Origin of the sequence: Azonexus hydrophilus (genome assembly GCF_905120355.1) — a bacterium.
GTDB lineage: Bacteria > Pseudomonadota > Gammaproteobacteria > Burkholderiales > Rhodocyclaceae > Azonexus.
In genome coordinates this window covers 17,462-40,714 of the sequence record NZ_CAJHOB010000009.1, presented here as the reverse complement: position 1 = coordinate 40,714, position 23,253 = coordinate 17,462, and the positions used below count along the sequence as shown (strand labels likewise).

Annotated in this window: 26 protein-coding genes and 1 pseudogene; 24 read left to right on the top strand and 3 right to left on the bottom strand. The window is 60.5% G+C overall.

Annotated elements, in window-relative coordinates; translation table 11 throughout:
* Positions 1–5: 5 nt before the first annotated feature.
* The 3 genes and pseudogenes from JYJ39_RS14200 to JYJ39_RS08675 form a co-directional block, all read left to right on the top strand.
* A pseudogene (locus JYJ39_RS14200) lies at positions 6–497 on the top strand (ATP-binding cassette domain-containing protein); the annotation flags it as partial.
* Positions 483–1,022, top strand: coding sequence for a hypothetical protein (locus JYJ39_RS14195; protein WP_430622473.1), 540 nt, complete (start codon positions 483–485; stop codon positions 1,020–1,022). The pseudogene JYJ39_RS14200 and the gene JYJ39_RS14195, both read left to right, overlap by 15 nt.
* A gap of 128 nt (positions 1,023–1,150) precedes the next feature.
* Entirely contained in the window at positions 1,151–1,786 is a 636-nt protein-coding gene (locus JYJ39_RS08675; protein WP_205203668.1) for an MBL fold metallo-hydrolase, read from the top strand.
* A gap of 18 nt (positions 1,787–1,804) precedes the next feature.
* On the opposite strand, the gene JYJ39_RS08670 is transcribed toward JYJ39_RS08675, so the two are convergent.
* Entirely contained in the window at positions 1,805–2,917 is a 1,113-nt protein-coding gene (locus tag JYJ39_RS08670) for an EAL and HDOD domain-containing protein (RefSeq protein WP_205203667.1), read from the bottom strand.
* Positions 2,918–3,087: 170 nt separating this feature from the next.
* On the opposite strand from JYJ39_RS08670, the gene JYJ39_RS08665 reads away from it, so the two are divergent.
* The 21 genes from JYJ39_RS08665 to iscX all read left to right on the top strand — a co-directional run bounded on the left by JYJ39_RS08665 (position 3,088) and on the right by iscX (position 21,119).
* Positions 3,088–4,053, top strand: coding sequence for an acetyl-CoA carboxylase carboxyltransferase subunit alpha (locus tag JYJ39_RS08665; protein WP_205203666.1), 966 nt, complete (start codon positions 3,088–3,090; stop codon positions 4,051–4,053).
* On the top strand, positions 4,025–5,017 hold the full coding sequence (gene tilS / locus JYJ39_RS08660; protein WP_205203665.1) for a tRNA lysidine(34) synthetase TilS: 993 nt from the start codon (positions 4,025–4,027) through the stop codon (positions 5,015–5,017). The genes JYJ39_RS08665 and tilS overlap by 29 nt, the downstream gene beginning before the upstream one ends.
* A gap of 99 nt (positions 5,018–5,116) precedes the next feature.
* On the top strand, positions 5,117–5,719 hold the full coding sequence (gene lexA / locus JYJ39_RS08655) for a transcriptional repressor LexA (protein WP_205203664.1): 603 nt from the start codon (positions 5,117–5,119) through the stop codon (positions 5,717–5,719).
* Positions 5,720–5,844: 125 nt separating this feature from the next.
* A complete protein-coding gene (locus JYJ39_RS14110; RefSeq protein WP_275887967.1) occupies positions 5,845–6,783 on the top strand; it encodes a transporter substrate-binding domain-containing protein in 939 nt (312 codons plus the stop codon).
* Between the two features lie 196 nt (positions 6,784–6,979).
* Positions 6,980–8,155, top strand: a complete 1,176-nt coding sequence (locus JYJ39_RS14105; protein WP_430622472.1) for an ABC transporter substrate-binding protein/permease — start codon at positions 6,980–6,982, stop codon at positions 8,153–8,155.
* Entirely contained in the window at positions 8,152–9,243 is a 1,092-nt protein-coding gene (locus JYJ39_RS08640) for an amino acid ABC transporter ATP-binding protein (RefSeq protein WP_205203660.1), read from the top strand. Before JYJ39_RS14105 ends, JYJ39_RS08640 begins: the two co-directional genes overlap by 4 nt.
* An 8-nt stretch (positions 9,244–9,251) precedes the next feature.
* Positions 9,252–9,659, top strand: coding sequence for a cupin domain-containing protein (locus JYJ39_RS08635; protein WP_205203658.1), 408 nt, complete (start codon positions 9,252–9,254; stop codon positions 9,657–9,659).
* Positions 9,660–9,887: 228 nt separating this feature from the next.
* Positions 9,888–10,220, top strand: coding sequence for an STAS domain-containing protein (locus JYJ39_RS08630; RefSeq protein ID WP_205203656.1), 333 nt, complete (start codon positions 9,888–9,890; stop codon positions 10,218–10,220).
* A gap of 10 nt (positions 10,221–10,230) precedes the next feature.
* Positions 10,231–10,653 carry an ATP-binding protein gene (locus JYJ39_RS08625; protein ID WP_205203655.1) on the top strand — a complete coding sequence of 141 codons (423 nt, stop codon included), beginning with the start codon at positions 10,231–10,233 and terminating at the stop codon, positions 10,651–10,653.
* Between the two features lie 7 nt (positions 10,654–10,660).
* Entirely contained in the window at positions 10,661–11,650 is a 990-nt protein-coding gene (locus JYJ39_RS08620) for an ABC transporter substrate-binding protein (protein ID WP_205203653.1), read from the top strand.
* Positions 11,637–13,595, top strand: coding sequence for a SpoIIE family protein phosphatase (locus JYJ39_RS08615; RefSeq protein ID WP_205203652.1), 1,959 nt, complete (start codon positions 11,637–11,639; stop codon positions 13,593–13,595). The genes JYJ39_RS08620 and JYJ39_RS08615 overlap by 14 nt, the downstream gene beginning before the upstream one ends.
* Positions 13,596–13,668: 73 nt before the next feature.
* Complete coding sequence (gene cysE / locus JYJ39_RS08610; RefSeq protein WP_205203651.1) at positions 13,669–14,418, top strand: serine O-acetyltransferase; 750 nt, start codon at positions 13,669–13,671, stop codon at positions 14,416–14,418.
* 58 nt (positions 14,419–14,476) lie between these two features.
* A complete protein-coding gene (gene iscR / locus JYJ39_RS08605) occupies positions 14,477–14,974 on the top strand; it encodes a Fe-S cluster assembly transcriptional regulator IscR (protein WP_205203650.1) in 498 nt (165 codons plus the stop codon).
* A 2-nt stretch (positions 14,975–14,976) separates the two neighbouring features.
* Positions 14,977–16,143 (top strand): cysteine desulfurase family protein, encoded by a 1,167-nt coding sequence (locus JYJ39_RS08600; protein WP_205203649.1) that lies wholly within the window; start codon positions 14,977–14,979, stop codon positions 16,141–16,143.
* Between the two features lie 41 nt (positions 16,144–16,184).
* Complete coding sequence (locus JYJ39_RS08595; protein ID WP_205203648.1) at positions 16,185–17,396, top strand: IscS subfamily cysteine desulfurase; 1,212 nt, start codon at positions 16,185–16,187, stop codon at positions 17,394–17,396.
* Between the two features lie 49 nt (positions 17,397–17,445).
* Entirely contained in the window at positions 17,446–17,829 is a 384-nt protein-coding gene (gene iscU / locus JYJ39_RS08590) for a Fe-S cluster assembly scaffold IscU (RefSeq protein WP_205203647.1), read from the top strand.
* A 2-nt stretch (positions 17,830–17,831) separates the two neighbouring features.
* Positions 17,832–18,155: an iron-sulfur cluster assembly protein IscA gene (gene iscA, locus JYJ39_RS08585; protein ID WP_205203646.1), complete on the top strand. Its 324-nt coding sequence runs from the start codon at positions 17,832–17,834 to the stop codon at positions 18,153–18,155.
* 9 nt (positions 18,156–18,164) lie between these two features.
* Positions 18,165–18,692, top strand: coding sequence for a Fe-S protein assembly co-chaperone HscB (gene hscB, locus JYJ39_RS08580; RefSeq protein WP_205203645.1), 528 nt, complete (start codon positions 18,165–18,167; stop codon positions 18,690–18,692).
* Between the two features lie 5 nt (positions 18,693–18,697).
* Positions 18,698–20,590 (top strand): Fe-S protein assembly chaperone HscA, encoded by a 1,893-nt coding sequence (gene hscA / locus JYJ39_RS08575; RefSeq protein WP_205203643.1) that lies wholly within the window; start codon positions 18,698–18,700, stop codon positions 20,588–20,590.
* The gene (fdx, locus tag JYJ39_RS08570) at positions 20,587–20,928 is read left to right on the top strand and encodes an ISC system 2Fe-2S type ferredoxin (protein ID WP_205203641.1); all 342 of its coding nucleotides are present in this window, start codon (positions 20,587–20,589) and stop codon (positions 20,926–20,928) included. Before hscA ends, fdx begins: the two co-directional genes overlap by 4 nt.
* A complete protein-coding gene (iscX, locus tag JYJ39_RS08565) occupies positions 20,925–21,119 on the top strand; it encodes a Fe-S cluster assembly protein IscX (RefSeq protein WP_205203639.1) in 195 nt (64 codons plus the stop codon). The genes fdx and iscX overlap by 4 nt, the downstream gene beginning before the upstream one ends.
* 17 nt (positions 21,120–21,136) lie before the next feature.
* Here the strand turns inward: iscX and JYJ39_RS08560 are convergent, their stop codons facing one another.
* A complete protein-coding gene (locus tag JYJ39_RS08560; protein ID WP_205203638.1) occupies positions 21,137–22,561 on the bottom strand; it encodes an ATP-binding protein in 1,425 nt (474 codons plus the stop codon).
* Complete coding sequence (locus tag JYJ39_RS08555; protein WP_205203637.1) at positions 22,548–23,246, bottom strand: winged helix-turn-helix domain-containing protein; 699 nt, start codon at positions 23,244–23,246, stop codon at positions 22,548–22,550. Before JYJ39_RS08555 ends, JYJ39_RS08560 begins: the two co-directional genes overlap by 14 nt.
* Positions 23,247–23,253: the final 7 nt, after the last annotated feature.

Below are 23,253 nucleotides of genomic sequence, written 5' to 3'. Positions count from 1 at the left end.
AGCGCATGGGACAGGTCAGCCTGCAATTGGAAAGCGGTGATCGCAGTGGCAAGCTGGTGGCTGAGCTGGAACACGTCAGCAAGGCGTATGGCACACGTGCGGTGGTGCGCGATTTCTCCGCCCGCATCCAGCGTGGTGACAAGATCGGCCTGATCGGCCCCAATGGTGCCGGCAAGACCACCTTGCTGCGCCTCATCCTGGGCGAGTTGGTGCCGGATAGCGGCGCGGTGCGCCAGGGGAGCAAGCTCGAAATTGCCTATTTCGACCAGTTCCGCACCCAACTTGATCCGGACGCCACCCTGGCCGATGTGATTTCGCCCGGCTCCGACTGGGTGGAAATCGGCGGTGCGAAAAAGCATGTCATCGGCTATCTCGAAGATTTCCTGTTTGCGCCCGAGCGTGCCCGTTCGCCGGTCAGTTCGCTTTCCGGCGGCGAGCGTAACCGGTTGCTGCTGGCGCGCCTGTTCGCCAAACCGGCCAATGTGCTGGTGCTTGATGAGCCCACCAACGACCTCGATATCGATACCCTGGAACTGCTCGAGTCATTGCTGCAGGATTACAGTGGCACGCTGTTCCTGGTCAGCCATGACCGCACGTTCCTCGACAATGTGGTAACCCAGACCATTGCCAGCGAAGGCGAGGGCCAGTGGCGCGAATACGTTGGCGGTTACAGCGACTGGGCGGCTTATCAGGCGGCGCGGCGGCTGGAAACAGCGGCCGCAGCGCCAGCGAAGGCCGAAGCAAAGACCACTGCGTCACCGCCAGCGAATAAACGCGAGAAGCCACGCGACAAACTGAGCTGGAAGGAGGCGCGCGAACTGGAAGCCTTGCCGGATCAGATTGCCCGCCTGGAAACGGAACAGCGGCAGTTGACGCAGCAACTGGAAGATCCCGCCTTCTACCAGCGCGATGCCCAGGCCGCACAGGCTGCTGCCCAACGCCTGGCAGCGATTGATGACGAGCTGATGGTTTTGCTCGAGCGCTGGGAAGTTCTGGAGACGCGGGCCAATCCGGCGAGTTGATCGTGCTGGCAAAATACGGCGATGCAGTTGTCAGCGCACTTTGCCATTGTGTTTCTCCGCTCTGGCGGCGGGCGACTGAGCGCTGACTGCATGCGATAATCCAACATTTGCGATCATTGAGTCAGGTCATGCGCTATCAGATCATTCCCGTCACCCCGTTTGAACAAAATTGCACGCTGCTGTGGTGCGAGACGAGCCGCCAGGCGGCGGTGATCGATCCGGGGGGTGACATTGATCGCATCCTCGCAGCCCTGGCGGCGGAGAACCTCAGCTTGAGCAAGATTCTCGTGACCCATGGTCATATCGACCATGCCGGCGGTGTGGCTGCCCTGGCGGCACGTACGGGCGCGCCGGTCGAGGGGCCGCACAAGGAGGATGCGTTCTGGATCGATGGCATGGCACAGCAAAGCCACATGTTCGGTTTTCCCGATGTCGAACCCTTTGTTCCGACGCGCTGGCTGCAGGATGGCGATACGGTGCAGTTTGGTGAAATCAGCCTGCAGGTCTTGCATTGCCCCGGGCATACGCCGGGGCACGTGGTGTTCTACCATGCGCCCAGCCGGTTGGCGCAGGTGGGTGACGTGCTGTTCCAGGGGTCCATCGGCCGCACTGATTTTCCCCGCGGCGACCACGCCACGCTGATTGCTTCGATCCTGAACAAGCTGCTGCCACTGGGTGATGACGTGACCTTCATTCCTGGCCACGGCCCCACCTCGACTTTGGGTGAGGAGCGCCGCTTCAATCCTTTCCTGACGCGGAAATAACCCGCTCCGGAAAGTTGCTCACGGTGTCGGGATACGCTCTGCCCAGTGCAGGGCGTCGAGTTGTGCCGCGAGGAAGGTGTCCGGGCTGATGTCGAGCAGGCTGAGCAGGCGGGCGCTTTCGTTCAGGTTGCGGTGAGCGGCAGCTTCCAGGGCTAGCAGGAGTTGTCCGGCGCGGCCGCCATGATGGCTGAGCGCATCCTTGATGCAGCCTGCAAGCGGCAGTTGCTGCACGATTTCCTGCATCGGGATGTGCAGCAGCACACTCAGCAGCGAGAAGCAGCCGGTCATGAACGCACTGTCCGACATGTCTTCCTGGGCGTGCGGCAGTTTCAGTTGTGGCACCAGCAGCTCCATCAACCGGCCGCGCAGCGCCGCGGTGTAAAGCAGTGGGTTGGTGCCGCCGTTGTGTTCCGGGTTGGCAAAAATCAGGAGCTGCACCCAGCGCTCCAGTTGCCGCCGGCCGAGGAGATCGATGGCCTGGGAAAAGCTGGTGATCGGCGTACGCGGCGCGATGGCGGCTGAATTGACCAGACGCAGCAGGCTATAGGACAGCTTGGTTTCCTGGCGGAGAATGTTGTTCAGTTCCTGTGTGCTCGCATCCTGGGCCAGCAGCGCGAGCAGGGCCAGCATTTTCTGGCGCGTGGTATCCGGGGCGCGTTGCGAGGGATTGACGGTCAGCAAATATTCACCGCTGGTCATGCAGCAACCGTTGGCGATGGCCCATTCGCGGTCTTTATGGTTTTGTGTATCGGTGGTGATGACCCGGCTGCGTACGGCCAGACCGGTCAGGGCAAAAGGGGGCAGGGTGCGGGCATGACTCATGGGCACCAGGAGATAGGCCCAGTCCCCGGTGGCTGGTAGCCGGGTGTCCGGGCAGGTCAGCAATGCCTGTGGCTGCGATGTACTGTCGACTACGGCCGGAGCTTTCCATAGCGGGATGAAGTTTTCCGCGGCGACCGGCAAATGCGCGGCCGGCAAGAACCAGGGTTGCCGCAGGGTAAATTCCGTTTCCGGCGGGATCAGCAGTTGCGGCGGCTCGCCCGCACCCGTACTGTGCTCCACAAGATAACCGGCCACCGTGTTTTGGGTGCCGATCAGGGGGTGAATGAAGCTGTAGCAAGTTGGGTTCATGGAGGGGCGGCGATCTGTTTTTTGTTGAAAATTCAATGCAATTCTAACAAATTCGCTGCTGCGGCGTCGGGCTGTAACGATTTGGCCATGATTTGTCGCGCTTGCGGGCAGGCGCGATGCACTCGGGGCTTTGCGGTAGAATGCGCGCCAGTTTCCTTTTTGAGTAGTCCATGAAAACGACTTTTCTCGACTTTGAGCAGCCGGTGGCTGACCTTGAAGCAAAAATTGAAGAACTACGCTTTGTGCAGGATGATTCCGCGGTCGATATTTCGGAAGAAATCGGGCGCCTGGAGAAGAAAAGCGCGCAGCTGACCAAGGAAATCTACGCCAAGCTGACTCCCTGGCAGATCGCCCAGGTGGCGCGCCATCCGCAGCGTCCGTATACGCTGGATTACGCGCAGCATATTTTCACTGACTTCGAGGAATTGCACGGTGACCGGGCCTATGCCGACGACCATGCCATCGTTGGCGGTCTGGCGCGGTTCAATGGCCAGTCGGTGATGGTGATCGGGCACCAGAAGGGGCGCGATACCAAGGAAAAGATTTACCGCAACTTTGGCATGCCGCGCCCGGAGGGTTACCGCAAGGCTCTGCGCCTGATGAAGCTGGCGGAAAAATTTTCGCTGCCGATCATGACCTTCGTCGATACGCCCGGCGCCTATCCTGGTATCGGCGCCGAAGAGCGCGGCCAGTCGGAAGCGATCGGGCGCAATCTCTACGAGATGGCCAGCCTGAAAGTGCCGGTGATCGTCACCATCATCGGCGAAGGCGGCTCCGGCGGTGCGCTGGCGATTGCCGTCGGCGACGTGGTGCAGATGCTGCAGTACTCCACTTATTCGGTGATCTCGCCCGAAGGCTGTGCTTCCATCCTGTGGAAGAGCGCCAGCAAGGCGCCCGAGGCGGCAGAAACCATGGGGATTACCGCCGCCCGGCTGAAAAGCCTGGGCCTGATCGATCGTGTGGTGCATGAACCCTTGGGTGGCGCGCAACGCGACCACCTGGCCATGGCGGAAAACCTGAAGAAAGCGCTGCAGGATGCGCTCAAGCAACTCACGGCCCTGCCGGTGGAGGCGCTGCTCGCGCAGCGCTATGAGCGGTTGATGAGCTATGGCCGTTTCAAGGAACAGGCCGCCTGATCTGACGATCTCACTGCCAGAACGGCTGGCTGTCTTTCTGGCAGAGCGGCAACTGGGCACAGCGACGTGTCAGGTTGCCCTGTCGGGTGGGTGTGACTCGGTCAGCCTGCTGCATCTGTTGCTGCGTCTGCGTTTGCCGGGAGGCGTGGCGGCTGTCCATGTGCATCATGGCCTGTCGCCGAACGCGGATGCCTGGGCTGCGTTCTGCCAGGATCTGTGCGCGCAGTGGGCCGTGCCCCTGCAGGTGCTGCATGTGCAGGTCAGCTCAGCTGGAGAGGGTCTGGAGGCCGCCGCGCGGCAGGCCCGCTATGCCGCCATCGCGCAACATCTGCCGCCCGGGGCGCCGCTTCTGCTGGCCCAGCATCGCGGCGATCAGGCGGAAACACTGCTGTTCAATCTGCTGCGTGGTAGCGGTGTGCAAGGTCTGGCGGCAATGCGCCCGGACCGTTGCCAGTACGGCTTGCGCCTGCTGCGTCCCTTGCTCGATGTGTCCCGGCGGGAGCTTGAAACCTACGCCACAGCACAGGGGCTGACCTGGGTTGAGGATGAGAGCAACAGCGATAGCCGCTTCAGCCGGAACTTTCTGCGTCGGGAGGTGTTGCCATTATTGGCTGAACGCTTTCCGGCAACGGAACACATTCTGGCGCAGACGGCAGCACATTGCGCCGAAGCGGCCGATCTGCTCGACGAGCTGGCGGCCAGCGATTGGCAGTTGGTGGCGCAAGGAGAGGCGGCAGCGAGTGTGACGGGCTTGCGTACGCTGTCCGGCGCCCGGCTGAAAAATCTTTTGCGCTGGCGTTTGCGTACGCTGGGTTGGCAGGTGCCGGGAACGCGCCGCCTGGACGAGTTCTGCCGCCAGATTCAAGAGGCCGCAGCAGATCGCCATCCGCAATTGCAGCTGCCGCAAGGCTGCATGCGCATGGGGCGTGGAAGTTTGCGCTGGCTAACGCACGAACAGGCTTGAGTGCGTAACTTGCGGCCGCGCTGGTAACGTGCGGTTGCGCTTGCCAAAAATGGATTGCTGTATAAAAATACAGTCAAATCACACCTGAGTCAGCTTGCCATGAAACTTACTGCCCGCCAGCAGGAAATCCTCGATTTCATCAAAAACAATCTGGAAATGCTGGGCGCGCCGCCGACGCGGGCGGAGATTGCGACCGCCTTCGGCTTTGCCTCGCCCAATGCGGCCGAGGATCACCTCAAGGCGCTGGCGAAAAAAGGGGCGATTCATCTTGAGCCCGGTTCGGCACGCGGCATCCGTCTGATCGAACAGCTCGGCCTGCCGCTGATTGGCAGCGTGGCCGCCGGATCGCCGATCCTGGCAGTGGAGAACGTGCAGGGGCGGTATGCGCTGGACGCCGGCTTGTTCAGCCCACGAGCGGATTTTCTGCTCAAGGTGCGCGGCTTGTCGATGATTGATGCGGGCATCTTCGAGGGTGATCTCCTTGCCGTGCATAAGACCAACCAGGCACGCGATGGACAGATCGTGGTTGCCCGGCTCGATGAAGAGGTGACCGTCAAACGCTTGCAGCGCAACGCCGGGGTGATCCATCTGCTGGCCGAAAATCCGGATTTCGAACCCATCGTCGTCGATGCGACAGTGGCGGATTTTGCCATTGAGGGCGTTGCCGTCGGCCTGATCCGGGGTGCTGTGTCCAGTCTTTGAGGTGTGTGCGTCTCCTGTTGTCAGATTCGGGATTTTGCGAGCGAATCTGGGAGTTTTGCGCGAACCTGGGTGCGCGAACCTAGAAAAGCCGAATTATACTGCCGGTCTTTCAGGGGGAGACTGTGATGGGCAAACTGCGTTCCAGGGTTTTGAGTGGCTGTTTCATGCTGTCGGTGTTGCTTCTGGCGGGAGGGTGTGCACAGAAAGCAGAAATCACCAGCCTGCCGCAGCTGGCAGATAAATCCTTTGCGGTGCCCACCGGCACAGCGGCTGACACGCTGGTGCTGTCAAAATTTCCGCAGGCCAAATTCCAGTATTTCAATACGGTGCTTGATGCCGCCCTGGCAGTCAAGGCAGGCAAGGCCGATGCGGTGGCGTACGATGAGCCGATCCTGAAAAATATTGCTGCCAAGAATGATGGCTTGAAGGTGTTGCCGGAGATGATCACCGTCGACAACTATGGTTTTGCCGTATCGCCGGAAAACCGTGCGCTCAAGGTGGCGATTGATTCAGTCGTCAAGGAACTGAGACAGGGCGGCGGCTACGATGAAATGCAGGCACGCTGGTTCCCGAAAAAAGGGAATCCGGCGGCGATGCCGGAGATTCCCGTGGAGGGAGCAGCGGGTGTGCTGAAGCTCGGCACCGCCGCCGTCACTGAACCTTTCTCTTTTGTCGATGGCTCGCAGCAGGTGGTCGGTTTCGATATCGAGTTGGCCAAACGGGTGGCGAAGCAGCAGGGCAAGACGCTGGAAGTGGTGAACATGGAATTTGGCTCGCTGATTCCCGCCCTGATTTCCGGCAAGGTCGATATGATTGCCGCTTGCATCACCATTACTGACGAGCGCGCCCAGAAAGTGCTGTTCTCCGAACCTTATTACACCGGTGGCATTGCTGCCCTAGTGCGGGAAACAAAGCCCTGGTCGGCTGGCGATGAGCAGGTTTCTGCAACTGATCGCTGTGGGCCTGTGGCTTGCTGCGGGAGTCTGCTGGGCGCAGGATGCTGCGCCGCGCCTGCAAGATCTGGATGGCAAGCGGATTGCGGTGTTGACGGGCTCAGCCGGTGATCTCGCCGCACGCAAGTACTTCCCCGCAGCGCACTTTGTCGAATTGAATACTTCTTCGGATGCGGCGTTGGCAGTGGCTACCGGTAAAGTCGATGCGTACGTCTTTGACAAGAGCGTGCTCTTCAATCTGGTAGCGAAAAACCCGCAATTGCATATCCTCGATCAAGCAGTTGCACGGCTCGATGTTGCAGTGGCAATGCATAAAGACAACGCGGCGCTGCAGGCCGACATTGATGCTGCACTCACTGCACTCGAACAGGAAGGCGAGTTGCAGCGCCTGCGCGCCAAGTGGCTCGATAGCCACTACACCACGCCACCACCGATGTCCCGGGTTGATCATGTGGGCAAGGGGCGTGTGCTGCGCGTGGGGACCAGCGGCCAGAACGAACCGTTTACTTTTTATGCGTATGGCGCGCTGGCGGGTCTGGATATTGAACTGATTCATCTGATCGGTCAGCGTCTCGACCGGCGCATTGAAATTGTGGACTACAACTTTGAAGCACTGATTCCGGCGCTGCAGTCGAAAAAGATTGATCTCGCAATTTCCAATTTCAACGTCACGGAGGAGCGCAAGAAGCTGATCCGTTACTCAAGGCCTTATCTTGGCAACGATATCAGTGCCCTGGTGCTGGCGCCGCAGCCTGCCGCAGCAGTCGAGCGTAATGCGATTGCACGCTGGTTGCGAGGTGTTGCAGCCAGTTTTCATAGCAACATCCTCGTTGAGGATCGTTACCTGCTGATCTGGGACGGCTTGAAGACCACGGTCATCATTTCCGTATTCTCGACCCTCCTGGGTACGCTGCTTGGTGGCGCGATCTGTTTCATGCGCATGTCGGCGCGACGCCTGCTCAACCTGCCGGCCCGCCTCTACATCGCCATCCTGCGCGGTACCCCGGTGCTGGTGTTGCTGATGCTGATCTTCTACGTCGTCTTCGCTTCGGTGAACATCGACCCGGTGCTGGTCGCCGTCATCGCTTTCGGCTTGAATTTTGCGGCCTACAGCGCCGAGATTTTCCGTACCGGCATCCAGGGCGTCGACAAGGGGCAGACCGAAGCCGGCATCGCCCTGGGTTTTACCCGACTGTCGACCTTCGTGAACATCGTCCTGCCGCAGACCATCCACCGCATCCTGCCGGTGTTCAAGGGCGAATTCATCTCCCTGGTCAAGATGACCTCAATCGTCGGTTACATTGCCGTGCAAGATCTGACCAAGGCCAGCGACATCATCCGCAGCCGCACCTTCGATGCGTTTTTCCCGCTGGTGATGATCGCCCTCCTGTATTTCCTGATTTCCTGGGTATTGCTGCAATTCCTTGAGTATCTGGAACGAGTGACCGATCCGAAATACGGCCGCAAGGCAGGGCGCGCATGATCAAGGTCGAGCATTTGGCGAAACGGTATGGCGAGCTGACCGTGCTCAAGGATGTCACGGTCGATATTGCCAAAGGTGAGGTGATTTCCATCATCGGCCCTTCCGGTACCGGCAAGAGCACCTTCCTGCGCTGCCTCAACCTGCTTGACCCGCCAAGCGGTGGCCGGATCGAGATTGACGGCATCAACTTGCTTGACCCCGCCACCGACGTGCCGAAAATGCGGCGCAAGATGGGCATGGTGTTCCAGTCCTTCAACCTTTTCGCCCACCTTTCGGTGCTGGACAATCTGACGCTAGGGCCGATTAAGCTGCTGGGCGCCCGCAAAGCCGAGGCGCAAGCCAAGGCGCGCGAACTGCTCAAGCTGGTCGGACTGGCCGAAAAAGCCGGCAGCTTCCCCGACGAACTTTCGGGGGGGCAGAAACAGCGCGTGGCGATTGCCCGTTGCCTGGCGATGGAGCCGCAAATCATCCTCTTCGATGAACCGACCTCGGCGCTCGACCCAACCATGGTCAGCGAGGTGCTGGCCGTGATGCGGCGGCTGGCGAAGGAGGGGCTGACCATGCTGGTGGTCACCCACGAAATGGATTTTGCGCGCGACATCTCGAGCCGGGTGTTCTACATGGACGAAGGTGTTATCTACGAGCAAGGTACACCGGCGCAGATCTTCGATCAGCCGCAGCGCGAGAAAACCCGCGCCTTCATTCATCGTATTCGCAGCGTCTGCCTGCGTATCGATAGTCCGGACTTCGATCTTTACGCCATCAACGCCGAGCTCGAACAGTTTTGCGAGAAGCAGATTCTGCCGAAAAAGACGCGTCAGCATCTGTTGCTGCTGGTTGAGGAGCTGCTTGCCATTTACCAGCCGCGCCTGGCCGCGGCAGCGCTGGAGCTTACCCTCGGTTATGCCGAGAAAACCGGGCGGCTTGAGCTTACCCTCGACACTCCGGGCGATGCCCCCAACCCGCTGGACAGTGACGCGCTGCCCGACGAACTGGGACTGACCATCATTACCAATCTGGCCGAAAGTATCGACTACCACACCGATGCCGACGGTAACCGTTTGTCGATTCGTCTGGCTGCGGATTGAGGAGGCCCATGAAAAAATTCATCCTGTTGTTGGCGCTGCTGGCTACTGGCGCGCAGGCGCAAGAATCAAACTACTACCCGGTGCAGGAATTGCTGGTGACGGGCAAGACGATTGTCGGCGAGGCTATCCAGTACCCCAGCGGTGCGCCCAAGATCACCGTTGCCGTGGTGACGGTCGCTCCGGGGGCTGTTGCCGCGTTTCACCGGCATCCGGTGCCGCTGGTCGCCTATATTCTGGAAGGCGAGCTGACTGTCGATTACGGCTCGGAGGGCGTCAAAACATTTCGCCAGGGTGATGCGCTGGTAGAGGCGATGCATGTGCCGCATCGCGGCATGAATCAGGGGAGCGGCGTGGTCAGGTTGCTGGCGGTGTATGTTGGTGCGGAAGGTTCGGCCAATGTCGCACCGGCGAAATAGTTTGTCCGCGCCCCGCATCGGCGGTGGGTTGAGTGTTGCTGATGGCAGCCAGGTCGAGGCCGTCAGTTCGAAAGTGGTGCACAGTACGGTCACACTCGGACTGATGCGTGAATTTTGAGCAGGACAAGAAGATTACGGCGTGATTTGATTCTGGCCTCACTTTTTTGCGCTGTCGGTGCGCCGGAATCAGATGCGTCATGGTTTGGCAAACAAAAGTCTGGAGTGAAAATGGAAATTCAGGTACAGGAATCAGGTACAGCACATGTCGTTTCAGTAACGGGCAAGCTCGATGCCGTATCGGCAGGCGACTACGAGAAAGTCGTCAGTCAGCTCATTGCTGAAGACAAGACGCGTCTGGTCGTCGATTTCGCCAATCTCAGCTATATCAGCAGCGCCGGGCTGCGCGTGTTGTTGTCGACGGCCAAGCAGCTCAAGCCCAAGGGGGGCGCCGTGGTGTTTGCCAACCTGCAGGACAATGTGCGCGAGGTCTTCGAGATGACCGGCTTCAGCTCCATCCTCGGCACCCACTCCTCGCTGGCAGCGGCGCTGGCGGCGGTGTGAGATCTCGCTGGTGAACGCTACGCCGAGTGAATTCGATTCGCTGACGCTGGCAGCGGAGTTGGTGAACCTGGAGCCCTTGCAGGAACATCTCGCCGCGTGCGCCGTCGCGTTCGGCTTGGCGCCGAAGCGTGTCGGCATGCTGACCATGGCGTTCGAGGAGATTTTCGTCAATATCTGCCACTACGCCTATCCTGCCGGCCCGGGACCGGTGACCTTGAACTGTCGGGCTGCCGGGGCACAATTTGTGGCCGAAGTTATCGACGAGGGTATTGCTTTTGACATGAATTCGATTGGCGAACCTGATCTGGCGGCGGCAATCGAGGACCGTAAAATCGGCGGCCTGGGCTGGTTTCTGGTTCGTCAGATTGCAGATCAGCTGGATTGTTTCCGGCAGGATGGACGTAACGTCGTTCGCCTCACCTTGAATCGTTGATATCACCATGCCCCGTTTTCCCTCCCTGATCCTCCGCTGGCTAAGCTGCGGCCTATTCCTTGTTTTCGCGCTAACCGCTAGCGCGGCGGAGCCGGTCAAACAGGCGAGCTTCATTCCCCTCTGGCTGCCGCAGGCCCAGTTTGCCGGTTATTACATGGCGGCAGAGAAGGGGATTTATCTCAAGCACGGTATCGATTTGAGCATTATCGAAGGGGGGCCGGGCCGCAACCCGTCCGAATACCTGCGCGATGGTCGTGCCGATTTCGCCGCCCTGTGGCTGACCACCGCCCTGCAACGGCGGGACGCGGGGCTGCCACTGGTCCATATTGGCCAGGTGGTGCAACAGTCGTCGATGCTGCTGGTAGCGCGCAAGGATTCAGGAATTCGTACCTTGGCCGATCTGGCGGGGAAAAAGGTCGGGTTGTGGGGTGGGGATTTCGATATTCCGCCGCATAGTGTGTTCGATCAGCATGGCCTGAAGGTGCAGCCGGTGCAGCAGTCGGCAACCGTCAACCTGTTCCTGCGCGGTGGTATCGCGGCAGTATCGGCGATGGAGTACAACGAGTACCACAGCATTCTCAACTCCGGCTTGAATGAGGATGAGCTGACCGTGTTTCCGCTCAAGGAGCATGGGGCGAATTACCCGGAAGATGGTTTGTACGCCCTGGAGACAACCGTGGCCCGCGATCCGCAGCTGGTGTCCGCCTTTGTCCGGGCCTCGCTGGAGGGCTGGGAGTATGCGTTTGCCCATCCCGAGGAAACGCTCGATGTCATGCTGCGCATCATCAAGGATGCGCGCCTGCCCGCGAACCGCATGCATCAACGCTGGATGCTGTCGCGCATGCGGGCGTTGATACGTCCGGCAGAGGGCAGCGGCGTAGGAGAGTTGAGTCGGCAAGACTACCAGGTGGTGGTGCAGGAACTGCGTCGGCGCGGCCTGGTGCGTGCGGCGCTGGATTACGATGATTTCGTGAAAGGCAACCATGCGCTTCGCTGAAACGATCGGGGCGCGCCTGATTCTGGCAGTAACCCTGAGTACCTCGGTCATTTTTGCCGGCATGCTCGGTTTCAATCACCTGCGTTCGCGGGCCTTGATCGAAACCGAAGTCGCCAACAGCGCCCATTACCTTGCGCTGGCCTCGGCCAATCGTGTCGAAGCCGCGTTGAGCACCACGGCACGGGTGGTGGAAATCACGGCGCGGCAACTGGAGCAGGATCAGATCAACGATCCGCGCGTTGATCCGGCGAGTGATCGGAGTGTGCGGCAGATGCTGCAGCGCACGCTCGAAAACAATCCGGAAATCTACGGCACGACCATTGCTTTCGAGCCTGTGGGGTCAGCCGGTGCGGCTCGGTTGCACGCGCCTTATGCGTACCGCGACGGCGCGGAAATCAAAACCGTCCAGCTTGAAGCCGCCTATGACTACCGGGTGCAGGACTGGTACCAGATTCCCCGGGAGCTGGAGCGTGCCGGCTGGAGCGAGCCCTACTTCGATGAAGGCGGTGGCAATACCCTGATGGCCACCTATTCCGTACCGTTTTACGCGGGCAGTGGGGCAACGCGCCGCCTCATGGGCGTCGTCACGGCCGATATCTCGCTTGACTGGCTGGCGCAAACGATTGGCGCGATCAAGGTGCTGGACAGCGGTTATGCCTTTCTCCTGTCACGCAACGGCTCGATTGTGACGCATCCCGTTACTGACCACGTCATGAACGAGTCCATTTTCAGTCTGGCGGAAGCCGCTGATGACACGGCCTTGCGCGAGGTGGGCCGGCGCATGCTGCGTGGCGAGAGCGGTTTTGTGCCCTATCGCGGCCTTGCCGGTGCGCCGGCGCGCCTCTATTACGGTCCGATTCCTGCGGCGGGTTGGTCGCTGGCCATTGTCTTTCCCGAGCGCGAACTGTTTGCCGGCATCCGCGAGTTGACGCTGACGGTCGCCGCGATTGGCCTGCTGGGCATTCTGCTGATTGTGCTGGTGGTGGTGCTGATTGCCCGTTCGATCACCCGGCCGCTGCACAGCCTCGCGATTGCCGCCGGGCGCATGCGTAACGGTGATTTTGACGTACAGCTCCCGGCCCAGACGGCACATGACGAAGTGGGTGATCTGAGCCGGGCGTTCGCGGCAATGAACCGGGATTTGCAGATACACATCCGCGATCTGGTGGCGACCACCTCAGCCAAGGAACGTATCGAAGGCGAACTGAGCATTGCGCACGACATTCAGATGTCGATCCTGCCCAAAATGCTGCCCCCGTTCCCGCATCGGGAAGAATTCAGTCTTTTTGCCGTGATCGAACCGGCCAAGGAAGTCGGTGGCGATTTCTACGATTTCTTCCAGCTCGATGATGATCATCTTTGTCTGGTCGTTGCCGATGTCTCCGGCAAGGGCGTGCCCGCTTCGTTATTCATGGCCGTCACCAAAACCCTGATCAAGGCAACCGCCAGAATGGATCTGAGTCCGGCAGAAATCTTGTCCCGGGTGAATGACCAGATGGCCCGTGATAACGATCAAAGCATGTTTGTCACGGTGTTTTGCGCCGTGCTCGATTTGCGCGACGGGGCGCTGGTCTACACCAATGCCGGACACAACCCGCCGCTGCTGATTCCCCGCCAGGGTCCGCCGCACTATTTCCCCAAGACCCGCCAGCTGGTGATCGGGGCCGTCGAGGATTACCCTTATCAGGCGGAAACGATGCGGCTGACGCCAGGGGATCGCCTGCTGCTCTACACCGATGGCGTGACCGAGGCGATGAACCTGCAAGACGAGTTGTATGACGAGCAGCGCCTGCTGGCGGTGTGCAATGAATTGCAGGGCGAACCGATTTTTGACCTGGTCAAGGGGACCGTCGCCAGTATCAAGGCTTTTGCCGGTACTGCGCCGCAATCCGACGACATCACCCTCATGGCGATTGAATACCGTGGTCGCCCGTCCGTGTCCTGAATTTTGTGCGCAATAGCTGACAGAAACAGTCGAGTATTTTACAATTCACCTCTTCTTGCTAGGGGATTGTTGCATGTTTGGCCATTTGCGCGAGGATATCCGGGCGGTTTTTGACCGCGACCCGGCGGCCCGTTCGTTCTGGGAAGTGCTGACCTGTTATCCCGGGATTCATGCGCTCATCCTGCACCGTCTGGCGCACTGGCTGTGGCGGCATCGCCTGCGCTGGCTGGCGCGGTTCACGGCGCACGTGTCGCGCTTCATGACAGGGATCGAGATTCATCCCGGAGCGACGATCGGCCGGCGCTTTTTCATCGACCACGGCATGGGCGTGGTGATCGGTGAGACGGCAGTCATCGGCGACGATGTCACGCTGTATCACGGGGTGACCCTGGGCGGCACCTCCTGGTCCAAGGGCAAGCGCCATCCGACACTGGAGGATGGGGTCGTCATCGGCGCCGGGGCCAAGGTGCTGGGGCCGATCACCATGGCGGCGCGGTCCAAGGTCGGCTCGAATGCGGTGGTGACCAAATCGGTGCCGCCGGGAGCGACGGCTGTTGGCAATCCGGCGCGCATCATTGATGCGCAGAGCCGTGAGCGGGAAGCGCAGGCGGAAAAAATGGGTTTTTCGGCCTACGCCGTGGCGCGCGATCAGGATGATCCCCTGGCCAAGGCCATTCATGGCCTGCTGGATCACGCCGGCGAGACCGATCGCCGGTTGAGTGAATTGATCAAAAAACTGGCAGAAAAGGGCATCTGCTGCGAGGAAACCTTGCAGGCACACGATGACTTCGATGCCAAATACCTGAGTAAAATAGTTGACTAATGGTGATATGTCAGCCCATAGTTGACCTTGTTACTTGGTTATTTGCAGGAGAACACACATGCGTTTGACGACCAAAGGACGTTTCGCCGTAACCGCCATGCTCGACCTTGCGTTGCGCGGAGAAGCCGGGCCGGTGGCGCTGGCAGGTGTGGCGGAGCGGCAGCAGATTTCGTTGTCGTATCTCGAGCAGTTGTTCGGCAAGTTGCGCCGGCATCGGCTGGTGGATTCGGTGCGCGGTCCCGGTGGCGGTTATTGCATCGCCCGGCCGTTGAGCATGGTCAGTGTCGCCGACATCATTCGTGCGGTTGATGAACATCTCGATGCCACGCAGTGTGGCGGGCAGGAGAATTGCCATGGTGAACAGCGGTGCATGACGCACGATCTGTGGACGACGCTCAACAGCAAGATGTTTGACTACCTGGGGTCGGTCAGCCTGGCGGACCTGGTCAATCAGGAGAAACTCAAGCCTGCCGGCGTGGTGGCCATCAGCGATCAGCGCCCACTGGGTCCGAGTCCGCGCCGGATCGAGCGCGACAAGCGCGTCGCCGGTTTGTGAGCATGTTTGCGCCAGTCTACCTCGACCACAACGCGACCACACCGCTCGACCCGGCGGTGCGTGCGGCCATGCTGCCCTGGCTGGAGGGGCTGTGCGGCAACGCGTCCAGTCGCCATGAATACGGGCGGCAGGCACGGGCAGCAGTGGATCTGGCGCGTCAGCAGGTGGCGGCGGCAGTCAACGCACAGCCGAGTGAAGTCATTTTCACCAGTGGCGGTAGCGAAGCCAACAACCTGTTTCTGAAGGGACTCGCGGCCTGTCGTCAACCGGGACGTCTGGCGGTGTCGGCGATAGAACACCCTTGCGTGCTGCAGCCAGCGCGCCAGTTGCAGCGCCAGGGTTGGCAGCTGCGCGAAATTGCCGTTGATGCCCAGGGACTGGTCGCGGCGGATGATTACACGGCGGTGTTAGCGGAACAGCCGGATGTGCTGTCCATCATGCTGGCCAACAATGAAACCGGCGCCATTCAGGATTTGCCGCAGTTGGCTCAGGCTGCGCGCGCTGCCGGGGCGGTGCTGCATAGCGATGCGGTGCAGGCGCTGGGCAAAATGCCGCTGGATTTTCGTGCCCTGAATGCGGCGGGTGTGCAGGCGCTGACGCTATCGGCGCACAAGATCAATGGCCCGAAAGGGGCAGCAGCGCTGGTGGTCGATAAACGTCTCGAACTGGCCCCGCTGATTGCCGGAGGGGGCCACGAACGCGGCCTGCGTTCCGGCACGGAAAATGTGCCGGCCATTGTCGGTTTTGGTGTTGCCGCGGAACTTGCGGCCGCCCGTGTTGCCGAAGCGACCGCGCAGAACGGCCTGTTGCGTGCGGAGCTGGAGACGGGGTTGCGCGCCCTGGGGGCCTGCATCTTTTCCAGTGCTGCACCGCGCTTGAGTAATACCTGCTATTTCGCCTTGCCTGGTATCGACGGCGAAACCCTGGTCGGCAAGCTGGATCGGGCGGGTTTTGCGGTCGCTAGCGGCGCTGCCTGTTCCAGTGCGCAGCCCGAATCCTCGCACGTGCTGCAGGCAATGGGGATTGCGCCGGAACTTGCACGCGGTGCGGTGCGTCTGAGTTTTGGGGCCGGTAACGATGCCGGCGAAGTGAAACGATTTATTGCTGCCCTGCAGGCCACGGTCGGCGACCTGCGGGGATTGACGGCCATCGAAGCGGGCCGGACCTGACAACCGGCTGATTACAACCGAGCAACCTGACGAGATCAACCATGAAATTGCCCATCTACCTCGACTATTCCGCAACCACACCGGTCGATCCGCGTGTGGCCGAAAAGATGATTCCCTACCTGTGCGATTTGTTCGGTAATCCGGCCTCGCGCTCGCACAGCTTCGGCTGGGTGGCTGACGAGGCCGTGGAAACGGCGCGTCGCCAGGTGGCCGATCTGGTCGGTGCAGACCCCAAGGAGATCGTGTGGACCTCCGGGGCAACGGAATCGAACAATCTGGCGATCAAGGGTGCGGCCAATTTTTACGCGGGTACCAAGGGCAAGCACATCATCACGCTGAAAACCGAGCACAAGGCGGTACTCGATACGGTGCGCGAACTTGAGCGTCAGGGGTTCGAAGCGACGTATCTGGATGTCCAGGAAAACGGTCTGGTCGATCTCGATGCCTTCCGCGCGGCGATCCGTCCGGATACGGTGCTGGCGTCGGTGCTGTTCGTCAATAACGAAATCGGGGTGATTCAGCCGATTGCTGAATTGGGCGACATCTGCCGGGAGAAAGGCGTGATTTTTCACGTCGACGCTGCGCAGGCAACGGGCAAAGTGGAGATTGACCTGGGCCAGCTCAAGGTTGATCTGATGAGTTTTTCCGCCCACAAGACCTATGGTCCGAAAGGCATTGGTGCCTTGTACGTGCGGCGCAAACCGCGCATCCGGCTGGAGGCGCAGATGCATGGCGGCGGCCATGAACGGGGCTTCCGCTCGGGGACGCTGGCCACGCACCAGATCGTCGGCATGGGCGAGGCGTTCCGCATTGCCCGCGAAGAGATGGACGGCGAGATTAAGCGCATCACTGCACTGCGCGACCGCTTCCTCAAAGGCTTGCTGGAAATCGAGGCCAGTTTCGTCAATGGCGATCTGCAGGCGCGTGTGCCGCACAATCTCAACGTCAGCTTTGCCTATGTTGAGGGTGAGTCGCTGATGATGGCGGTCAAGGACCTGGCGGTATCTTCCGGGTCGGCCTGTACCTCGGCCAGCCTGGAACCCTCCTACGTGCTGCGGGCGCTGGGGCGTAACGATGAGCTGGCGCACAGCTCGATCCGCTTTTCCATCGGTCGCTATACCACCGAAGCCGAAATCGATTATGCGGTCCAGCTGCTGCATGCGAAAATCCAGAAATTGCGCGATCTTTCGCCACTCTGGGAAATGTATAAGGACGGAATCGATCTGAACACCGTCCAATGGGCGGCACACTGACTTTCAGGCTGCAGCCAACCACCCCAACTGAATTGAACGGAGAAATAACATGAGCTACAGCGTCAAAGTCATCGATCACTATGAAAACCCGCGTAACGTGGGCTCCTTCGGCAAGGAGGATGAAGGTGTCGGCACCGGCATGGTCGGGGCGCCGGCCTGCGGCGATGTGATGAAACTGCAGATCAAGGTCAATCCCGCTGGCGTCATCGAAGATGCCAAGTTCAAGACCTATGGCTGCGGCTCGGCGATTGCCTCGTCGTCGCTGGTGACCGAATGGGTCAAGGGCAAGACGGTAGATGAGGCCCTCTCCATCAAGAACACCGCGATTGCCGAGGAACTGGCGTTGCCGCCGGTGAAAATCCACTGTTCGATTCTGGCGGAAGACGCCATCAAGGCGGCAGTGGCCGATTACAAGAAAAAACGCGGAGAGTAAGCATGGCCGTGACCCTGACCGACAAGGCGGTGCAACGCGTCGCCAATTTTCTCGAAAAGCGGGGCAAGGGCGTTGGCCTGCGCCTGGGTGTGCGCACCAGTGGCTGTTCGGGGATGGCCTACAAGCTCGAATTCGTCGACGAAATCAATGCCGATGATGTGGTGTTCGAGAATTCCGGGGTCAAGGTCATCGTCGATGCCAAGAGTCTGCCTTATCTCGAAGGCATGGAGCTCGACTACGCGCGCGAGGGGCTGAATGAAGGTTTCAAGTTCAACAACCCGAACGTCAAGGACCAGTGTGGTTGCGGCGAGTCGTTCACCGTCTGAGCGTGCCCCTTGGATCTAAACGCTGATTTCTTTGCCCTGCTTGGCCTGCCGCGCCGCTTTCGGCTGGCTGCCGGGGAGCTTGACAGCCGTTATCGCGAGTTGCAGGCACGCGTGCACCCTGACCGTTTTGCCAGCGCACCGGAAGCGGAGCGGCGGCTGTCCATGCAATGGGCAAGTCAGGCCAACGAGGCTTACCGGACCCTGAAGAAACCGCTGGCCCGGGCCGGTTACCTGATCGAACTGGCGGGTGTCGACCTGCGTGCCGAAACCAATACCGCGATGCCGGCGGATTTCCTCATGCAGCAGATGGAATGGCGCGAGGCGGTACAGGAAGCACGCAGCGCCGGCGATCACCACGAACTGGAGCATCTGCATCACCGTCTGCAGGCGGATATCGCCGGGCGTTACGAGCAGATCGCCGTCTGGCTGGATGAGGACGCGGACTATCTCGCGGCGGCCGATGGCGTGCGCCGGCAGATGTTCCTGGAAAAATTATTGTTGGAAATCGAAGACGCCCTGGCGGCGCTGGAAGAGTAAAACACATGGCTTTATTTCAGATTGCCGAACCAGGCGAATCAGCAGCGCCGCACGAGCACAAACGGGCGATCGGTATCGATCTCGGTACAACCAACTCGCTCGTGGCGACGGTGCGGAGCGGCATGGCGGTGTGCCTGAACGATGAACACGGCCGCTCGTTGTTGCCCTCGGCGGTGCGTTATCACCCGGATGGGCGGATCGAGGTCGGCTACGACGTGCGCAAGCGGCAGGCGGAAGATCCGAAAAACACCATCATTTCCGTCAAGCGCTTCATGGGGCGAGGCAAGGCCGATATCGCGCATGTGGAAACCCTGCCCTACGATTTTGTCGAGGCGCCCGGCATGGTGCGCCTGAAGACAGTGGCCGGCGTCAAGAGTCCGGTCGAGGTTTCGGCAGAAATCCTGAAAACCCTGCAGCACCGTGCGGAAGCAGCGCTGGGCGGCGAACTGGTGGGGGCGGTGATTACCGTGCCGGCCTATTTCGACGATGCACAACGCCAGGCCACCAAGGATGCGGCCCGTCTGGCGGGCCTCAACGTGCTGCGCCTGCTCAACGAACCGACGGCAGCGGCGATTGCCTATGGTCTGGATAACGGCGCCGAAGGCGTTTATGCCGTGTACGACCTGGGCGGTGGCACCTTCGATATTTCCATCCTGCGCCTGACCAAGGGCGTGTTCGAAGTGCTGGCCACGGGGGGCGATACCGCACTCGGTGGCGATGATTTCGATCACCGTATCTACTGCTGGGTCATTGAGCAGGTCCGGCCACAGCCTTTGTCGGCGGAAGATTCACGGCACCTGATGATGCGTTGCCGTGAAGCCAAGGAATTTCTCACCCACAACCCGGAAGCCCCCATTTCGCTGCGTCTGGCAACCGGCGAGATGATCGATCTGACCCTGGATGCAGCGACCTTTACCGAAATCAGCCGTAACTTGGTGAGCAAGACCCTGCAACCGATCAAGAAGGCCCTGCGCGACGCCGGTCTGCGGGTGGACGAAATCCAGGGCGTGGTGATGGTGGGGGGCGCTACCCGCATCCCGCAAGTACAGAAGGCCGTGGCTGATTTCTTTCGGCAGGAACCGCTGACCAATCTCGACCCGGACAAGGTGGTGGCCCTGGGCGCGGCGACACAGGCCAATCTGCTGGCAGGTAACAAGACTGGCAATGATGACTGGTTGCTGCTTGACGTGATCCCGCTGTCGCTGGGCCTGGAAATTATGGGTGGCCTGACCGAGAAGGTGATTACCCGTAATTCCACCATTCCCACGGCGCGGGCGCAAGAATTCACGACTTTCAAGGATGGCCAGACGGCGATGGCCATTCATGTTGTCCAGGGCGAGCGTGATCTGGTTGATGACTGCCGCTCGCTCGCCCGTTTCGAGTTGCGTGGTATTCCGCCGATGGTGGCCGGTGCGGCCCGCATCCGGGTGACCTTCCAGGTTGATGCCGACGGGCTGCTCTCGGTGACGGCACGCGAACAGACGACGGGAATCGAAGCCAGTATTACGGTCAAACCATCCTACGGGCTGTCCGATGACGAAATCGCTGGCATGTTGCAGGATTCGCTGGCGCACGCCAAAGACGATGCCATGCTGCGCGCCTTGCGCGAAGCGCGGGTCGAAGCCGAGCGTCTGCTCGAAGCCTGCGCGGCGGCACTGGCGGAAGATGCACACCTGCTTTCAGCGGCCGAAATCGAGAAAATCCAGGCGGCGGCGGACAAGCTGCGGGCGACCCTGGCCGGTGACAACCGCCGCCAGATTCATCTGGCAATGGACGATCTGAGCTACGAAACGCAGGAATTCGCCCATCGGCGCATGGACCAGAATGTGAAGCGGGCGCTCGCCGGGCGCTCGGTGGATGAACTCAGCAACCCGCAGCCGGCAGGAGAACACGCATGACCCAGATCATCGTCTTACCGCATGAAGAGCTTTGTCCGGAGGGCGCTGTCATTGAAGCGACCCCCGGTAAATCGATCTGCCAGAACCTGCTTGACCACGATATCGAACTCGATCACGCCTGCGAAATGTCTTGTGCCTGCACCACCTGTCACGTCATCGTGCGCGAGGGATTTGCTGCGCTAGAGGACGCCAGCGAAACGGAAGAAGATCTGCTGGACAAGGCCTGGGGGCTGGAACCCAATTCCCGCCTGGGCTGTCAGGCAGTGGTCAACGACACCCCGCTGGTGGTCGAGATTCCGAAATACAGCATCAATATGGCGAAGGAGGGACATCGATGAAATGGACTGACATCAACGACATCGCCATCGAGCTGGTCGAAGCACATGCCGACAAGGATCCTCTGCGCGTCAATTTTGTCGATCTGCGCGACTGGGTCATGGCCCTGCCAGGATTTGACGATGTTCCGGAGCGTTGTGGCGAGAAAATCCTCGAAGCCATCCAGCAGGCGTGGATCGACGAGGCTGATTGAGCACAGGGGCCGACTGGCTACTGGTGCGCCCGCCAGCTTAGCGTGATCCTGGCGCCGCCGAGTGCGGCACTACCGGCACAGGCGGTGCCGCCGTGCAGTTCCATGACACGGCGCGCGATGGCCAGGCCAAGGCCGTAACCGCCAGTGGCCCGGTCGCGTGAGCGGTCGAGACGGGAGAAGGCGGAGAAAACGTGTTCGCGCTCTTCTTCGGGAATGCCGATGCCGTCGTCGTCGACGTGGATGCGGATTTGCTCGTCTACCAGTTCGGCGCTGACCAGGATGTTCTGCTGGGCATACTTGAAGGCATTGCGCAGCAGATTGCGCAGTGCGTAAGGCATGGCTTTGCGGTCCAGGTCGACGTGCAGACCGGCTGGTAGGGCACTGCAGTCGACGGCGATATCGAGTTGCCGTCCGAGCAGGCGGATCGATTCCACTTCGTCAGCCAGCCAATCAGCAAAGCGCACGCTGGAAAAATGCGCTTCGGGAATTTCGCGCTCGAAACGGGCGTAAGTCAGGCTGGTGTCGATCAACTGGTCGAGTTCGTCCAGATCGGCTTCCATCATCGCCCAAAGCCGCTGACGTTCTTCCAGTAGCGGGGTTTCCGGCAGCATTTCCAGGGCGAAGCGCATGCGTGCTATCGGCGTCCGTAATTCGTGCGAGATGCCGCAGGAAAGCTCGCGGTGTGTGGCGAGCAGCTGCAGGACCCGTTCGTTCATGCTGTGCAGGGTTTCGGCCAGCGGTGCAAGCAATTGCGTGCGTACTTGTGGCGCTGGCGCTTCGAATTTGCCATCGCCGAGCAGGCGGGCGGTCTGGCGCAAGGCTTCGAGATCACGCCAGACCGGCCGCACCCAGAACCACAGGGCGACGGCGAAAATGGCGCCGATCAGGCCCCAGGTCCATAGGCGCAACCGCAGATCCAGCGGCAGACCTTCCTGCGTTTCCGATTTGCGCGAGGCAGACAGGGGACCAATGACCAGTACCTTGCTGCTGGTGCCGAGGCGGTAATACATGAGGTCGCGGTCGTGCGAGATGGCGATGTCGCCGGAGTCGAGCTTGTCGATCTGGGCGCTGGCCAGGCGGCTGTCCAGCGAGCGGCGCTCGACGATGCCGAGCCGGTAATAGAATTTTTCATCGATGACCTTAATTTGCTCTGCCCACTGCCGGCGCGGGTGGCGATAGAGCTCATCCTCGATCAGGGTGATGGTGCCGCGCATGAAACGGCGCGAATAGTCATCGGTGATACCTTGTTGCGCGGTGGTGATGATGAAGTCGGCAACGATGGCAATGGCGATGAAGGAGCCCATCGCCAGAAAGTAGAAATTGAAGAACAGCTTGGACAGGCTGTATTGTCCGCCGCGCCAGCGCGGCAGCGAGACGCGGAAAAGAGAGCGGGCCAGTCCGGGGCGGGTTCTGGCGCTGTGTTCCGGCTCAGTCCCAGTCATGTTTGCTGAACAGATAGCCCTTGCCGCGCACTGTTTTTATGCGCGTGGGATTTTCCGGGTCGTCGTTCAGCTTCTTGCGCAGACGCGAAATGCGCGCATCAATGGAGCGGTCCAGACCGTCAAAACCGATGCCGCGCAGCTCCTGCAGCAGATCATCGCGCGACAGCACGTTGCCGGCATGCGAGGCAAGCAGCCAGAGCAGGTCGAATTCGGCGGTGGTGAGGTCAATGTTCTGGCTGCCCAGGCTGGCGGTGCGGGTACTCTGGCTGATGCGGAAGTTGCCGAAGATCAGCTGGTCGCTGGCGTTGTCCTGCTCGCTGGGGGCCGGCAGGCGGCGTAGCAGTGCCTTGATGCGGGCGAGCAGCACGCGTGGCTGAACCGGTTTGGCGATGTAGTCATCGGCGCCAAGTTCGAGTCCCAGAATCTGGTCGAAATCTTCATCGCGGGCAGTGAGCATCAGGATCACGCCACGGTACTGCTGGCGTACGGCGCGGCAGACTTCGAAACCATCCTTGCCCGGCAACATCACGTCGAGAATCACCAGATCGGGCTGTTCGGCGAGAATGCGGGCTTCGGCGGTGTCGCCGCGCGGCTCGATGCTGACGTGTAGATCGTTGCGGCTGAGATATTCAGCGGTGAGTCCGGCCAGGCGTTCGTCGTCTTCGACTAGGAGTATGCGTGTCATCATCGTG

Coding starts and splice junctions, on each gene's coding strand:
- JYJ39_RS08675 (WP_205203668.1), top strand. CDS start 1,151: ATGCGCTATCAGATCATTCCCGTCACCCCGTTTGAACAAAATTGCACG.
- JYJ39_RS08670 (WP_205203667.1), bottom strand. CDS start 2,917: ATGAACCCAACTTGCTACAGCTTCATTCACCCCCTGATCGGCACCCAA.
- JYJ39_RS08665 (WP_205203666.1), top strand. CDS start 3,088: ATGAAAACGACTTTTCTCGACTTTGAGCAGCCGGTGGCTGACCTTGAA.
- tilS (WP_205203665.1), top strand. CDS start 4,025: ATGGCCGTTTCAAGGAACAGGCCGCCTGATCTGACGATCTCACTGCCA.
- lexA (WP_205203664.1), top strand. CDS start 5,117: ATGAAACTTACTGCCCGCCAGCAGGAAATCCTCGATTTCATCAAAAAC.
- JYJ39_RS14110 (WP_275887967.1), top strand. CDS start 5,845: ATGGGCAAACTGCGTTCCAGGGTTTTGAGTGGCTGTTTCATGCTGTCG.
- JYJ39_RS14105 (WP_430622472.1), top strand. CDS start 6,980: ATGCATAAAGACAACGCGGCGCTGCAGGCCGACATTGATGCTGCACTC.
- JYJ39_RS08640 (WP_205203660.1), top strand. CDS start 8,152: ATGATCAAGGTCGAGCATTTGGCGAAACGGTATGGCGAGCTGACCGTG.
- JYJ39_RS08635 (WP_205203658.1), top strand. CDS start 9,252: ATGAAAAAATTCATCCTGTTGTTGGCGCTGCTGGCTACTGGCGCGCAG.
- JYJ39_RS08630 (WP_205203656.1), top strand. CDS start 9,888: ATGGAAATTCAGGTACAGGAATCAGGTACAGCACATGTCGTTTCAGTA.
- JYJ39_RS08620 (WP_205203653.1), top strand. CDS start 10,661: ATGCCCCGTTTTCCCTCCCTGATCCTCCGCTGGCTAAGCTGCGGCCTA.
- JYJ39_RS08615 (WP_205203652.1), top strand. CDS start 11,637: ATGCGCTTCGCTGAAACGATCGGGGCGCGCCTGATTCTGGCAGTAACC.
- cysE (WP_205203651.1), top strand. CDS start 13,669: ATGTTTGGCCATTTGCGCGAGGATATCCGGGCGGTTTTTGACCGCGAC.
- iscR (WP_205203650.1), top strand. CDS start 14,477: ATGCGTTTGACGACCAAAGGACGTTTCGCCGTAACCGCCATGCTCGAC.
- JYJ39_RS08600 (WP_205203649.1), top strand. CDS start 14,977: ATGTTTGCGCCAGTCTACCTCGACCACAACGCGACCACACCGCTCGAC.
- JYJ39_RS08595 (WP_205203648.1), top strand. CDS start 16,185: ATGAAATTGCCCATCTACCTCGACTATTCCGCAACCACACCGGTCGAT.
- iscU (WP_205203647.1), top strand. CDS start 17,446: ATGAGCTACAGCGTCAAAGTCATCGATCACTATGAAAACCCGCGTAAC.
- iscA (WP_205203646.1), top strand. CDS start 17,832: ATGGCCGTGACCCTGACCGACAAGGCGGTGCAACGCGTCGCCAATTTT.
- hscA (WP_205203643.1), top strand. CDS start 18,698: ATGGCTTTATTTCAGATTGCCGAACCAGGCGAATCAGCAGCGCCGCAC.
- fdx (WP_205203641.1), top strand. CDS start 20,587: ATGACCCAGATCATCGTCTTACCGCATGAAGAGCTTTGTCCGGAGGGC.
- iscX (WP_205203639.1), top strand. CDS start 20,925: ATGAAATGGACTGACATCAACGACATCGCCATCGAGCTGGTCGAAGCA.
- JYJ39_RS08560 (WP_205203638.1), bottom strand. CDS start 22,561: ATGACTGGGACTGAGCCGGAACACAGCGCCAGAACCCGCCCCGGACTG.
- JYJ39_RS08555 (WP_205203637.1), bottom strand. CDS start 23,246: ATGACACGCATACTCCTAGTCGAAGACGACGAACGCCTGGCCGGACTC.